The organism is Streptomyces sp. NPDC001714 (genome assembly GCF_042892755.1).
GTDB lineage: Bacteria > Actinomycetota > Actinomycetes > Streptomycetales > Streptomycetaceae > Streptomyces.
On record NZ_JBIAUL010000001.1, the window covers coordinates 589,885 to 602,243 of the forward strand.

At 71.9% G+C, this 12,359-nt stretch carries 11 protein-coding genes; 3 read left to right on the forward strand and 8 right to left on the reverse strand.

What is annotated here, in order from left to right; all coding sequences use genetic code 11:
• Positions 1-248: 248 nt before the first annotated feature.
• Positions 249-581 carry an ArsR/SmtB family transcription factor gene (locus ACFY0P_RS02780; protein ID WP_388906506.1) on the reverse strand — a complete coding sequence of 111 codons (333 nt, stop codon included), beginning with the start codon at positions 579-581 and terminating at the stop codon, positions 249-251.
• Between the two features lie 103 nt (positions 582-684).
• On the opposite strand from ACFY0P_RS02780, the gene ACFY0P_RS02785 reads away from it, so the two are divergent.
• Positions 685-1,659 (forward strand): zinc-binding alcohol dehydrogenase family protein, encoded by a 975-nt coding sequence (locus tag ACFY0P_RS02785; RefSeq protein WP_388906508.1) that lies wholly within the window; start codon positions 685-687, stop codon positions 1,657-1,659.
• 241 nt (positions 1,660-1,900) lie between these two features.
• Here the strand turns inward: ACFY0P_RS02785 and ACFY0P_RS02790 are convergent, their stop codons facing one another.
• From ACFY0P_RS02790 to ACFY0P_RS02810, 5 genes are all read right to left on the reverse strand, one after another.
• A complete protein-coding gene (locus ACFY0P_RS02790; RefSeq protein WP_388906511.1) occupies positions 1,901-3,085 on the reverse strand; it encodes a hypothetical protein in 1,185 nt (394 codons plus the stop codon).
• 144 nt (positions 3,086-3,229) lie between these two features.
• Positions 3,230-4,861, reverse strand: a complete 1,632-nt coding sequence (locus ACFY0P_RS02795; RefSeq protein ID WP_388906513.1) for a phospho-sugar mutase — start codon at positions 4,859-4,861, stop codon at positions 3,230-3,232.
• Between the two features lie 317 nt (positions 4,862-5,178).
• Positions 5,179-6,003, reverse strand: coding sequence for a purine-nucleoside phosphorylase (locus tag ACFY0P_RS02800; protein WP_351485257.1), 825 nt, complete (start codon positions 6,001-6,003; stop codon positions 5,179-5,181).
• A 147-nt stretch (positions 6,004-6,150) separates the two neighbouring features.
• The gene (locus tag ACFY0P_RS02805; RefSeq protein WP_388906516.1) at positions 6,151-6,432 is read right to left on the reverse strand and encodes a type II toxin-antitoxin system RelE/ParE family toxin; all 282 of its coding nucleotides are present in this window, start codon (positions 6,430-6,432) and stop codon (positions 6,151-6,153) included.
• 52 nt (positions 6,433-6,484) lie between these two features.
• Entirely contained in the window at positions 6,485-6,925 is a 441-nt protein-coding gene (locus ACFY0P_RS02810; protein WP_388906518.1) for a gamma-glutamylcyclotransferase, read from the reverse strand.
• 96 nt (positions 6,926-7,021) lie between these two features.
• Here ACFY0P_RS02810 and ACFY0P_RS02815 point away from each other — a divergent pair, with 96 nt between their 5' ends.
• Positions 7,022-8,470: an NAD(P)H-quinone dehydrogenase gene (locus ACFY0P_RS02815; protein ID WP_388906520.1), complete on the forward strand. Its 1,449-nt coding sequence runs from the start codon at positions 7,022-7,024 to the stop codon at positions 8,468-8,470.
• Positions 8,471-8,636: 166 nt separating this feature from the next.
• Positions 8,637-9,602: a DeoR/GlpR family DNA-binding transcription regulator gene (locus ACFY0P_RS02820; protein WP_388906522.1), complete on the forward strand. Its 966-nt coding sequence runs from the start codon at positions 8,637-8,639 to the stop codon at positions 9,600-9,602.
• A 116-nt stretch (positions 9,603-9,718) separates the two neighbouring features.
• On the opposite strand, the gene ACFY0P_RS02825 is transcribed toward ACFY0P_RS02820, so the two are convergent.
• Together ACFY0P_RS02825 and ACFY0P_RS02830 are read right to left on the reverse strand one after the other, a co-directional pair.
• Positions 9,719-10,261 carry a TetR/AcrR family transcriptional regulator gene (locus ACFY0P_RS02825; protein ID WP_388906525.1) on the reverse strand — a complete coding sequence of 181 codons (543 nt, stop codon included), beginning with the start codon at positions 10,259-10,261 and terminating at the stop codon, positions 9,719-9,721.
• 78 nt (positions 10,262-10,339) lie between these two features.
• On the reverse strand, positions 10,340-12,112 hold the full coding sequence (locus ACFY0P_RS02830) for an acetyl/propionyl/methylcrotonyl-CoA carboxylase subunit alpha (RefSeq protein ID WP_388906527.1): 1,773 nt from the start codon (positions 12,110-12,112) through the stop codon (positions 10,340-10,342).
• Positions 12,113-12,359 lie beyond the last annotated feature (247 nt).

Consider the following 12,359-nt stretch of genomic DNA (forward strand, 5'->3'; position numbering starts at 1 on the left):
TCCGGGTCGGAGTCCGGGACAGTCATCCGCATGTCCCTGCCTCCTTCGGTGAACCGCCCTGGAATCGGGTGCCGCCCGCGCCGGAGGATGCCGAGAGCGGGCGTGGGCTGTGTCTGGTGACGGAGTGCGCCGACAGATGGGGCGGTTGGCCCCTGGGGGACGGCCCCCTGGAGCGCGGTGCCGGGAAACCGCTCTGGTTCGAGGTAGGCGGGAACGGGAGTCCGTGACGGATGTCCTCCCGCCGGGTCCTACAGGTCCGGCTCCGGGCGCAGGACGAGGTCGAGCAGTCCCGGGAAGCGGGCGTCGAACTCCCGGCGTCGCAGGCGGTTGACCCGGCGCGGGCCCTCGTCGCGCTGTTCGACGAGGCCGGCTGCCCGCAGGACGGAGAAGTGGTGGCTGAGGGCGGCCTTGCCGACGGGGACGTCGAAGCTGCCGCAGCTGCGGGACCAGTCGGTGCTTGCGGCCAGCTCCCTGACGAGCGTGAGGCGTACCGGGTCGGCGAGGGCGGCGAGCGCGGTGAGGACGGGTACCTCGTCGGGGTGGGTGTGCTCGGGGGCGGCCCGGTGGCTCGTGCCGGTCATGCCGTCCTCCTCGCTGTCGTGTTCCGCTTGCCGAGTGTTCGATGAAAACCATACACTCCCGAGTGTTCGATTCGTGTTGAACACTTGTGGAGGGGTGTGTGCCGTGCGCGCGGTCGAGTTGCAGGAATACGGCGGTCCGGAGGTCCTCAAGGTGGTGGAGGCGGAGGTCCCCGAGCCGGGCCCCGGTGAAGTGAGCATCGACGTGGCGTACGCGGGCGTGAACTTCGCCGATCTCAAGGCACGTGCGGAGGGCTACCGCGTGCCGGGGCTGCCGTTCCGTCCGGGGCTGGAGGTCTCGGGCCGGGTCAGGGCCCTCGGCGCCGGAGTCACGGACCTCGCCGTCGGCCAGGAGGTGGCCGCGCTGACACAGGGCGGCGCCTATGCGGACGTGGTCGTGACGGCGGCGGCCACCGTCTTCCCGCTGCCGGCCGGCGCGGACCTGCGCACCGGAGCCGCACTCCCGTCCGTCCTGCCGACGGCATACGCCCTCGTCCACACCGTCGGGCGCCTCCAGCCGGGCGAGACCGTCCTCGTGCAGGGCGCGGCGGGCGGGGTCGGCACGGCGGCAGGGCAGCTGGCCAGGGCCGCGGGCGCGGCCGCGGTGTACGGCGTGGTGTCGAGCGCGGCCAAGGCGATGTATGCGCGGGACCACGGCTACGACGAGGTCTTCGTCGGCGACTTCGAGGAACCGGTTCAGGAGGCGACCGGCGGCCGGGGCGTCGACCTGGCCCTCGACCCCGTGGGCGGCGAGACGCTGCGCGCGAGCCTGGCGTCCCTGGCCCGCTTCGGCCGATTGGTCTCCTACGGCAATGCGAGCGGCGAGCCCGCCTGGACGGCGGGCCAGCCGGAGCTGTATCCGCGGGGCCTGTCGGTCGCCGGTTTCTCCATCCTGACGCTGGCCCAGACGGCGCCGGACGTGCTGCGCGAGCTGTCCGCCCGGGCCTTCGCGAAGGCGGTCGACGGCACGGTGACCCTCCCGGTCACGGCCGAGTTCACCCTGGAGGAGGCGGCGGAGGCGCACCGCCTGATGGGCGGCCGGACGAGCACAGGAAAGCTGCTGTTGCGGGTCGCAGGCTGAGGGGGGTCGGTCCGACCCGAAGTGCGCCCAGTCGCCCGCCCGTTGTGGCGCAGGGCGTCGGACCGGCGCCCCAATGGCAACGTTGTCCCGGTCCGCGTGGTAGCGCTGTCAGTTTTGTCCGGGCGCCGTCACCCGTGCGGGTCCGGGGAGCGGGCAGGGGCGGGGACTGGGGCGCCCTCACCCTGCAGTCGTGCGTGGGGCCGGACACGGGGGGTCAGCTACCTCGTGCGGGACTGACCGGTCACGGTGCGCTCGGCCACACCAGGAGCATGTACGCCCCGCAGTACGCCGAGCCCGCGACGGCGGCCGTCAGGGCGAGCACCCGCAGGCGCGTCGAGGCGCGGGCGAGATGTCCGGCCACCGGCAGCAGCAGTGGGAAGCCGGGGAGGAGGAAGCGGGCGCGCGGGAAGTAGACGCCGCCGCTGGCCACCACGATCAGCAGCAGGACCGCGCTGAAGACGAGCAGCGGGAGCGGTTGCCGGTCGGCCACGGCCAGTCCGAACAGGACGACGGAGGCCAGCATCGTCAGGCTCACCACGACCAGGAACAGCTCCGGCCGGGAGACCTGCCCGAACAGGTGCCGCAGCCAGCGCAGGGTCTCCGCACCGCCGTCCAGCTCGTTGTGCCACATCCGCTGCACGGCGAAGTAGCCGTCCCAGCGGTGGAGTCTGAGGCCCACCCAGCCGACGTACGCGCACCAGCCGAGCGGGGCCAGCAGGGCCGCCGCCAGGGCTCGGGGCGAGAAGCGGGCGCGGAGGGAGAGCAGCGCGGTGACCGTCACGGCGGCGGCCAGTGCGATGCCGGTCGGCCGGGTCAGCCCGGCGAGTACCGAGCCGGCCGCCGCGTACAGCCAGCGCCCGGTGAGCACCGCGTACAACGTCCAGGCGGCGAACGCCGTGAAGAGGGATTCGGTGTAGCCCATCCACTGGACCAGTCCGACCGGGTACGCCGCCCAGAGGACCGTGAGCAGGACGCCGACCCGGCGGCCGGCCAGTCGGTCGCCCACCGCGAACACGCCCCAGGCCGCGAAGAGCGAGGCCAGCCACGCGAGCGCCAGTCCGGTGCTGGCCCTGGTGCCCGGGGTCAGTACCGCGACCGCCTTCACCAGGAGCGGGTACAACGGGAAGAACGCCAGGTTGTTGTGGTCGTAGGCGGTGCCGAGTGCGTGGGCGTACCCGTGGTCCGCGATGCCCAGGTACCAGCGGGAGTCCCACTGCGTCGCCAGCATCGGCCACACGCCGTGGTGGCGCCGGTGCGCCCACCCGGCGAGGACCACCAGGCCGGTGAGCCGCACGGCGAGGTAGGCGGCGAGTGCGGGAGCCGCCCGGCGCAGGGCGTGGCGGGGGACGGCCGCGGTGGGGAGGTGGGGTCGTCGGGTGCCCGGGATGTGCCCGCGGGGGGCGGTGTCGGGGGCGGTCGAGGACACGGCGGCGGCTCCAGTACGACGGCTGCGGCGGGCGGTACCGGATCACCGTTCCCCGGGAGCCGGGGCGGGGCGCGGTGGGTGGGTCGGTCGCCGTCGCGAAATCACCCGTAGGGGTGCCCCTGGCGGAGGGGCACCCCCCGGGCGTCAGAAGCCGGCCGCCGCGGAGAGATCCCGCTTGATCTCGGCCAGGGTCCGGGTGGCCTGCGCGCGGGCCGTGGGGAGGGCGGAGTGGTCGGCCACGGGGACCACCACCTCCAGGTAGCACTTCAGCTTCGGCTCGGTGCCGCTCGGGCGGACGACGACCCGGGCGCCGGTGAGGGTGTAGCGGAGGCCGTCGGTGGGGGGCAGCTTGTCCGTGCCCTGGGTGAGGTCCTCGGCCTTGGTGACGGGGAGGCCGGCGAGCTCGGTCGGGGGGTGCTCGCGGAGGCGCCGCATCGCGTCGGCGATGACGGAGAGGTCCTCGACTCGGACCGAGAGCTGGTCGGTGGCGTGCAGGCCGTGTTCCACGGCGAGGTCGTCGAGGAGGTCGAGGAGGGTGCGGCCCTCCTCTTTGAGGACCGAGGCCAGCTCGGTGATCAGGAGGGCCGCGGTGATGCCGTCCTTGTCGCGGACGCCGTCGGGGTCGACGCAGTAGCCGAGGGCCTCCTCGTAGCCGTAGCGCAGGCCGTCGACACGGGCGATCCACTTGAAGCCGGTGAGGGTCTCCTCGTAGGGGAGGTGCGCCTTCTCGGCGATCCGGCCGAGGAGGGAGGAGGAGACGATCGACTCGGCGAAGACGCCGGTGACGCCGCGGCGGACCAGGTGGGCGGCGAGGAGGGAGCCGACCTCGTCGCCGCGGAGCATGCGCCATGCGCCGCCGTCCTTGACGGCGGCGGCGCAGCGGTCGGCGTCGGGGTCGTTGGCGATGATCAGGTCGGGGTCGGTCTCGCGGGCCGTCGCGAAGGCGAGGTCCATCGCGCCGGGCTCTTCCGGGTTGGGGAAGGCGACGGTCGGGAAGTCCGGGTCCGGGTCGGCCTGCTCGGTGACGAGGGTGGGGGCGGGGAAGCCGGCGCGGGCGAAGGCGGCGAGGAGGGTGTCCTTGCCGACGCCGTGCATGGCCGTGTAGACCGTGCGGGCGGTGCGGGGGGAGGTCGGGGACAGGACGGCGTCCGTACGGGCCAGGTAGGCGTCCAGGACGGTGTCGTCGAGGGTTTCCCAGCCGGTGTCGGGGCGGGGGACTTCGTGGAGGCCGGTGATGGCCTGGATTTCGGCGGCGATCTCCGCGTCCGCGGGCGGGACGATCTGGGAGCCGTCGCCCAGGTAGACCTTGTAGCCGTTGTCGCGGGGCGGGTTGTGGCTGGCGGTGACCTCCACGCCGGCGACCGCGCCGAGGTGCCGTATGGCGAACGCGAGGACGGGGGTGGGGAGGGGACGGGGGAGTACGACGGCCTTGAGGCCGGCGCCGGTCATGACCGCGGCGGTGTCGCGGGCGAAGTCGGCGGACTTGTGGCGGGCGTCGTAGCCGATCACGACGGTGCCGGTGGCCTGGCCGTGGTGCTTCAGGTACGCGGCGAGGCCGGCGGCGGCTCGGATGACGACGGAGCGGTTCATGCGCATCGGGCCGGCGCCGAGTTCGCCGCGGAGGCCTGCGGTGCCGAACTGGAGGGTGCCGCTGAAACGGGCCGACAGTTCGGTGAGGTCACCGGCCTCGATGAGCTTGGCGAGCTCGTCGCGGGTCTCCGGGTCGGGGTCCTCGGTCTGCCAGGCTCGGGCCCGGGCGATGAGATCGTCGTGCACGGTCGTCGTCCAACCTCTCGTGGTGTGCCTGCGGCGCATCCGCGGCTTCGGTGGGGGTGCGCGTAGCGCCTGCGGTCGGGGGTGGGTCGGGGCCGGAGCGGGGAGTCTCCGTCCTCGGGCCGGCGGTGATGCATCTCATGCCGTACAGGGTGACGAACGCCGGCCGCTGCGGGCGGCACCTCCCCGCCCCGTCCCCTTCCCGCCGTGGGCGGCTTCCGAGTTCCGTCCCATTCTCGGAGAGGGTGACTGCGGCGCCCCGTCAGGGGCGCGGGGAGCTGCGCGAGCGGCCGCGTCGGCCCCCCTTCGGCGGCTTTCTCTCAGAGCCTGCCCAGTACCTGCGCCAGCAGCTCGCCCATGCGTGCCGCCGAGTCGCGGCCCGCCTGGAGGACCTCCTCGTGGTTGAGGGGCTCGCCCGTCATGCCCGCGGCGAGGTTCGTCACCAGGGAGATGCCCAGGACTTCGGCGCCCGCCTCGCGCGCAGCGATCGCTTCCAGGACCGTCGACATGCCCACCAGGTCCGCGCCGATCACGCGGGCCATGCGGATCTCGGCCGGCGTCTCGTAGTGCGGGCCGGGGAACTGCGCGTAGACGCCCTCTTCGAGGCTGGGGTCGATCTCCTTGCACAGGGCGCGCAGGCGGGGGCTGTAGAGGTCGGTGAGGTCGACGAAGTTGGCGCCGATGATGGGGGAGGTCGCCGTCAGGTTGATGTGGTCGCTGATGAGGACCGGCTGGCCGGGGCGCATGCCCTCGCGCAGGCCGCCGCAGCCGTTGGTGAGGATGATCGTCTTGCAGCCGGCGGCCACGGCGGTGCGGACGCCGTGGGCGACGGCGGCGACGCCGCGGCCCTCGTAGTAGTGCGTGCGGCCCAGGAAGACCAGCGCGCGCTTGTCACCGGAGGAGTACGAGCGGATCTTGCCGCCGTGTCCCGCTACGGCCGGCGGCGGGAAGCCGGGCAGCTCGGTGACCTGGAACTCGGCGTCGGGAGCGCCCAGGGCGTCGACGGCCGGCGCCCAGCCGGAGCCCATCACGAGGGCGACGTCGTGGGTGTCGGCGCCCGTGAGTTCGCGCAGGCGGGCGGCGGCCGCGTCGGCGGCGGCGTGGGGGTCGCCCTGGATGTCGTCCGGAAGAAGAGATGCGTTCACGCGGATGAGAGTAGCCGGTCTGGGCCTACGCGCGTAGATGACGGAGCTCATGGGATTGCGATCGTTGTCTTGTCGTTTCCGATGAGCGGTGTGACCCAGGTAACTTTTGTGCCGGCTGTGGGTGGTCTGTGCGACCTGTTGGAGCGGTCAGACGCCGGTGACGAAGATGTCCTTGTCGTTGAAGACCTCGACGATGAAGATCAACAGGCGGCCCACGCTCACGGTGTACTCGATGAGGATGTTCTGCGTCAGCCGGATGGTCCGGTCGTCTCCCGTGGAGCTTATGGGCCGGGACAGTTCGGGGAACGGGTCCTGGGCGAGCATCATGATGCCCTTGTCGAACGCGGCGCGCTGCGGTTCCTCGAGCCGGTCCCTGGCTGCCGCCGCCTGCTCGGTGTAGTACACGGTGTAGGCATTCCTGCCGGTCATGGCGGCCTCCAGTTCCTCTGCCGGTTCCGGTCAAGTCTAGGGGCGGGCGTCCTCAGCAGGGTCGCTTGCGCAGCTCCATCACGTAATCGTGTGGTGCGCCCGCGGATTCCGCCGCGTCGGCGATCTCGCCCAGGTAGCGGGCGGAGGGCAGGCCGCCCTCGTAGCCGTCGAGGACGTAGAGCCAGGCGGTCTCCTCGCCCTCCAGGGTGTGCACGCGGACCTTGGCGCGGCGGTAGATGCCCATGGCGACGCCCTCCCAGCGGTCCATGGACTCCTCGTCCATCGGGGCGATGTCGTACAGGCCGACGAAGACCTGGGAGACGGGGTCCTCGACGATCGTCGCCAGGGCGCCCTCCCAGCCCATGTGCTCGCCGCCGAAGGTCAGCCGCCAGCCGTTCAGCCAGCCGGTGGCGCGCAGGGGCGAGTGCGGGGCGCGGCGGGACATCAGCCGCGCGTCGAGATTGCCGGCGTACGCGGCGTAGAGCGACGACATGGGGAGAGGGTACGGCAGGCGTCACGGGTGTCCCTCCCGTCCCGGGAAGCGCCGGGCGCGGCCCCCGGGCAATAGCACCTTGAAGCGTGCGGGACAATGGAGTACGTGACTCGGATCGTGATCATCGGTGGCGGACCCGGCGGCTATGAAGCGGCGCTGGTGGCCGCGCAGCTCGGCGCGGAGGTGACCGTCGTCGACTGCGACGGTCTGGGCGGAGCGTCGGTGCTGACCGACTGCGTGCCGTCGAAGACCCTTATCGCTACGGCCGAGGTCATGACGACCTTCGACTCGTCGTACGAGGAGCTGGGGATCATCGTCGCCGACGACACCCCGCCCCTGGAGCAGGCCGCCCGGGTGGTGGGAGTCGATCTGGGGAAGGTCAACCGGCGTGTGAAGCGGCTGGCACTGGCGCAGTCGCACGACATCACCGCTTCGGTGACGCGGGCCGGTGCGCGGGTCATGCGCGGGCGCGGGCGGCTGGAGGGCATGCAGGCTCTGGACGGGTCGCGGAAGGTCGTCGTCGCGGCCGCGGACGGGAGTGAGGAGACGCTCGTCGCCGATGCGGTGCTGATCGCCACCGGTGGTCATCCTCGTGAGCTGCCCGATGCGCAGCCCGACGGTGACCGCATCCTGAACTGGACCCAGGTCTACGACCTGACCGAGCTGCCCGAAGAGCTGATCGTGGTCGGGTCGGGTGTCACCGGTGCCGAGTTCGCCGGTGCCTACCAGGCGCTGGGGTCACGGGTCACGCTCGTGTCGTCGCGCGACCGCGTGCTGCCGGGCGAGGACCCGGACGCGGCCGCCGTCCTGGAGGACGTCTTCCGGCGCCGGGGCATGAACGTCATGGCGCGGTCGCGGGCGGCCGCGGCGAAGAGGGTCGGGGACCGGGTCGAGGTCACGCTCGCGGACGGGCGGGTCATCAGCGGTTCGCACTGCCTGATGGCCGTCGGTGCCATTCCGAACAGTGCGGGGCTGGGGCTGGAGGAGGCCGGGGTCAAGCTGCGCGACTCCGGGCACATCTGGACCGACAAGGTGTCGCGGACGACGGCTCCGGGGGTGTACGCCGCCGGTGACGTGACGGGTGTGTTCGCGCTGGCGTCGGTGGCCGCCATGCAGGGGCGGATCGCGATGTACCACTTCCTGGGTGACGCGGTGGCGCCGTTGAACCTGAAGACCGTTTCGTCGAATGTCTTCACCGATCCCGAGATCGCGACCGTGGGGTACACACAGGCCGACGTGGATGCGGGCAAGATCGACGCCCGGGTCGTGAAGCTGCCGCTGCTGCGCAACCCGCGCGCCAAGATGCAGGGCATCCGGGACGGCTTCGTGAAACTGTTCTGCCGGCCGGGGACCGGGATCGTGGTGGGCGGTGTGGTCGTCTCGCCGCGGGCCTCGGAGCTGATCCATCCGATCTCGATCGCCGTCGACAACAATCTGACGGTCGAACAGATCGCGAACGCGTTCACCGTGTATCCCTCTCTTTCGGGGTCGATCGCCGAGGTGGCGCGGCAGCTGCACACCCGGAAGACCGGCAGCGAACTCTGACGGCCGGAACCGACTCCCCGCCGGTGACGGGGAGTTGTCGGGCATGCGTACGGCATAGTCGGGCGTGCTAGGCCCTATACCACTCCTGACCCTGCTGTGCGAACAACTTCTGCTATTCGGCGCAAACTGCTGAAAGCAGACGGTCGTTGGGGTTACTGTCAGTTTCGTGTTCGCTGCAGAACGTCGCCAATTGATCCTCGAAATGGTGCGAGCGAACGGGGCCGTGTCGCTCCGTGAGCTCGCCCGCGTCGTCCAGACCTCCGAAGTGACCGTACGGCGGGACGTGCGCGCACTGGAGGCAGAAGGACTCCTAGACCGCCGGCACGGCGGTGCGGTACTGCCGGGCGGGTTCACGCGGGAGTCCGGCTTTCCGCAGAAATCCCATCTCGCGACCGCCGAGAAGACGGCCATCGCCGATCTCGCCGCGGGCCTCGTCGAAGAGGGCGAGGCCATCGTGGTCGGGGCGGGTACCACCACGCAGGAGCTCGCGCGTCGGCTGGCGAGAGTGCCCGGCCTGACCGTGGTCACCAACTCGCTGCTGGTGGCGCAGGCGTTGGCCCATGCCAACCGGGTCGAGGTCGTGATGACCGGCGGCACCCTGCGGGGCTCCAACTACGCGCTCGTCGGCTCCGGTGCGGAGCAGTCCCTGCAGGGGCTGCGCGTGTCGAAGGCCTTCCTGTCCGGGAGCGGCCTGACGGCCGAGCGGGGGCTGTCCACGTCCAACATGCTGTCGGCGTCCGTCGACCGGGCGCTGGTGCAGGCCGCCGCGGAGGTCGTGATCCTCTCCGACCACACCAAGCTCGGTACGGACACGATGTTCCAGACCGTGCCGACCGATGTCATCACCCGGCTGGTCACCGACGAGCCGCCGCCCCACGACGACCGTGCGGTCACCGAGCTGCAGGCCCTTGCCGACCAGGGGGTGCAGATCGCCGTGGCCGGGGCGTCGGGTAACCCGGGGGGTGATCAGGTCCCGGCGCGGCAGCAGCATCAACAGCGTCGGGACGTCGCCCTGCCGGGGCCGCGCCGGAGTCAGGGGCCGGGGGCGGGGTTGCGGTCGGCTTCGATGCTCCAGGGAGAGCCGCCGACGGGCGCCGAGCGGGGGCGGGTTGCTGATATGCGGCGGCGGTGAGGGGGCTTGAGTGCCCGGGCGCCGTGGTGGTTCCGTAGTCGCGCGGGTGCGGGTTGGTTGTGGCCGGTCGCGCGGTTCCTCCCCCAGCCTTCGGCCGGGGGCACCCCCAGCGCCCCTTAGGTGAGTCCCTTCAGAGTCAGGGTCAGCAGTCTGTCCGCCAAGTGCGGGTCTCCCGGTGACTCCTCCGCTGCCAGGGCGATGGCGTGGGTGAGCTGGAGGAGGTCGGCGATCTGTACGTCCGCCCGTACCGTGCCCGCTTCTTGAGCACGGGTCAGGAGGGCGTTGCCCGCCTCCCGCATCGGGGTGCCGCAGCGGGACAGGGCCGAGTCCGAGGACGAGGACGCTGACATCAGGGCCCTCGACAGGCCCCGGTACGCCGCCGCGTGGACGACCAGCTCGTGGAGCCAGGTCAGCAGGGCCTGGCAGGGGTCGGGTGCGGTCTCCAACTCATGGGCTCTGGCCAGGAGTTCACTCACCGCGTCCTCGAAGACCGCGCTCATCAGGGCGTGCCGGGTCGGGAAGTGGCGGTAGAGGGTGCCGATGCCCACGCCCGCCCGGCGGGCCACGTCCTCCAGTGAGGCGTCCGTGCCGTGCTCGGCGAAGACGGTGCGGGCCTCGGCCAGTAGCCGGTCGTGGTTTCGGCGGGCGTCGGCGCGCATGGGGCGTTCCAGGTTCCGGAAAGTCGGGTGCCCGGCGAAACGGGTGACGTTCGCCGGGCGGTGTGGTGCGGTGTGGTGTCAGTCCTTGATCTCGCAGATCACGGCGCCGGAGGTGAGGGAGGCGCCGACCTCGGCGGCGAGGCCCTTGATGGTGCCGGCCTTGTGGGCGTTGAGGGGCTGCTCCATCTTCATGGCCTCCAGGACGACGATCAGGTCGCCCTCCTTGACCTCCTGGCCCTCCTCGACCGCGACCTTGACGATCGTGCCCTGCATGGGCGAGGCGAGGGTGTCGCCGGAGGCGGCCGGGCCGGACTTCTTGGCGGCGCGGCGCTTCGGCTTGGCGCCGGCGGCGAGGCCGGTGCGGGCCAGGGTCATGCCCAGGGACGCCGGGAGGGAGACCTCCAGACGCTTGCCGCCGACCTCGACGACGACCGTCTCGCGGCCGGTCTCCTCCTCGGCCTCGGCGTCGGCCGGGGCGGTGAAGGGCTTGATCTCGTTGACGAACTCGGTCTCGATCCAGCGGGTGTGGACCGTGAAGGGGTCCTCGGAGCCGGTCAGCTCGGGGGCGAACGCCGGGTCGCGGACGACGACGCGGTGGAACGGGATCGCCGTGGCCATGCCCTCGACCTGGAACTCGTCCAGGGCGCGGGCGGCGCGCTGGAGGGCCTCCGCGCGGGTGCGGCCGGTGACGATCAGCTTGGCCAGGAGGGAGTCCCAGGCGGGGCCGATGACCGAGCCGGCCTCCACGCCCGCGTCCAGGCGGACACCGGGGCCGGAGGGGGCGTCGAAGCGGGTGACCGTGCCGGGGGCCGGCAGGAAGTTGCGGCCCGGGTCCTCGCCGTTGATGCGGAACTCGAAGGAGTGGCCGCGCAGCTCGGGGTCGTCGTAGCCGAGCGCCTCGCCGTCGGCGATGCGGAACATCTCGCGGACCAGGTCGATGCCGGCGACCTCCTCGGTCACCGGGTGCTCGACCTGGAGGCGGGTGTTGACCTCCAGGAAGGAGATGGTGCCGTCCTGGCCGACCAGGAACTCGCAGGTGCCGGCGCCGACGTAGCCGGCCTCCTTGAGGATGGCCTTGGAGGCGCGGTACAGCTCGGCGACCTGGGCCTCGGAGAGGAACGGCGCGGGGGCCTCCTCGACCAGCTTCTGGTGGCGGCGCTGGAGCGAGCAGTCACGGGTGGAGACGACCACCACGTTGCCGTGGGTGTCGGCCAGGCACTGGGTCTCCACGTGCCGGGGGCGGTCCAGGTAGCGCTCCACGAAGCACTCGCCACGGCCGAAGGCGGCCACCGCCTCGCGGACGGCGGAGTCGTACAGCTCCGGGACCTCTTCGAGGGTGCGGGCGACCTTCAGGCCGCGTCCGCCGCCGCCGAAGGCCGCCTTGATGGCGATCGGCAGGCCGTGCTCCTCGGCGAACGCCACGACCTCGTCGGCGCCCGAGACCGGGTCCGGGGTGCCGGCCACCAGCGGGGCGCCGGCGCGCTGGGCGATGTGCCGGGCCGCCACCTTGTCGCCCAGGTCACGGATGGCCTGCGGCGGCGGGCCGATCCAGGTCAGGCCCGCGTCCAGGACCGCCTGCGCGAACTCCGCGTTCTCCGAGAGGAAGCCGTAGCCCGGATGGACGGCGTCCGCGCCTGCTTCGCGGGCGGCGTTGAGGACCTTGGAGATGTCCAGGTAGCTGGTGGCGGGGGTGTCACCGCCCAGGGCGAACGCCTCATCCGCGGCGCGGACATGCAGAGCGTCCCGGTCCGGGTCCGCGTAGACGGCCACGCTCGCGATCCCGGCGTCCCGGCAGGCCCGGGCCACGCGGACAGCGATTTCGCCACGGTTGGCGATGAGCACCTTGCGCACGATTGAGGCTCCCTCCTTGAAACAAGCCGAGTTTAGGGACTGCCGACACGGCACTTCGACCCGTCCCCAATGGTGACCTTGCCCACACGGAGCGTGATGCGAAGCTCACCCGACCCGCGAAATCCCTTGTCGCACCTCGGTACGCAGGACTCCTTCGGGAAACCCTAGCCCCGCCATGTGGTCAAGGTCTCTGTGAGAGCGTGCCGCGCCCCACTCCGTTTCTTTGTTGAGTCCCTACGAATGGCCC

Bases quoted from the DNA above. Each gene is read 5' to 3' on its own strand.
- ACFY0P_RS02825 (WP_388906525.1), bottom strand. From the start codon at position 10,261: ATGCGCGCCGACGCCCGCCGAAACCACGACCGGCTACTGGCCGAGGCC.
- ACFY0P_RS02810 (WP_388906518.1), bottom strand. From the start codon at position 6,925: ATGTCGTCGCTCTACGCCGCGTACGCCGGCAATCTCGACGCGCGGCTG.
- ACFY0P_RS02815 (WP_388906520.1), top strand. From the start codon at position 7,022: ATGGAGTACGTGACTCGGATCGTGATCATCGGTGGCGGACCCGGCGGC.
- ACFY0P_RS02805 (WP_388906516.1), bottom strand. From the start codon at position 6,432: ATGACCGGCAGGAATGCCTACACCGTGTACTACACCGAGCAGGCGGCG.
- ACFY0P_RS02780 (WP_388906506.1), bottom strand. From the start codon at position 581: ATGACCGGCACGAGCCACCGGGCCGCCCCCGAGCACACCCACCCCGAC.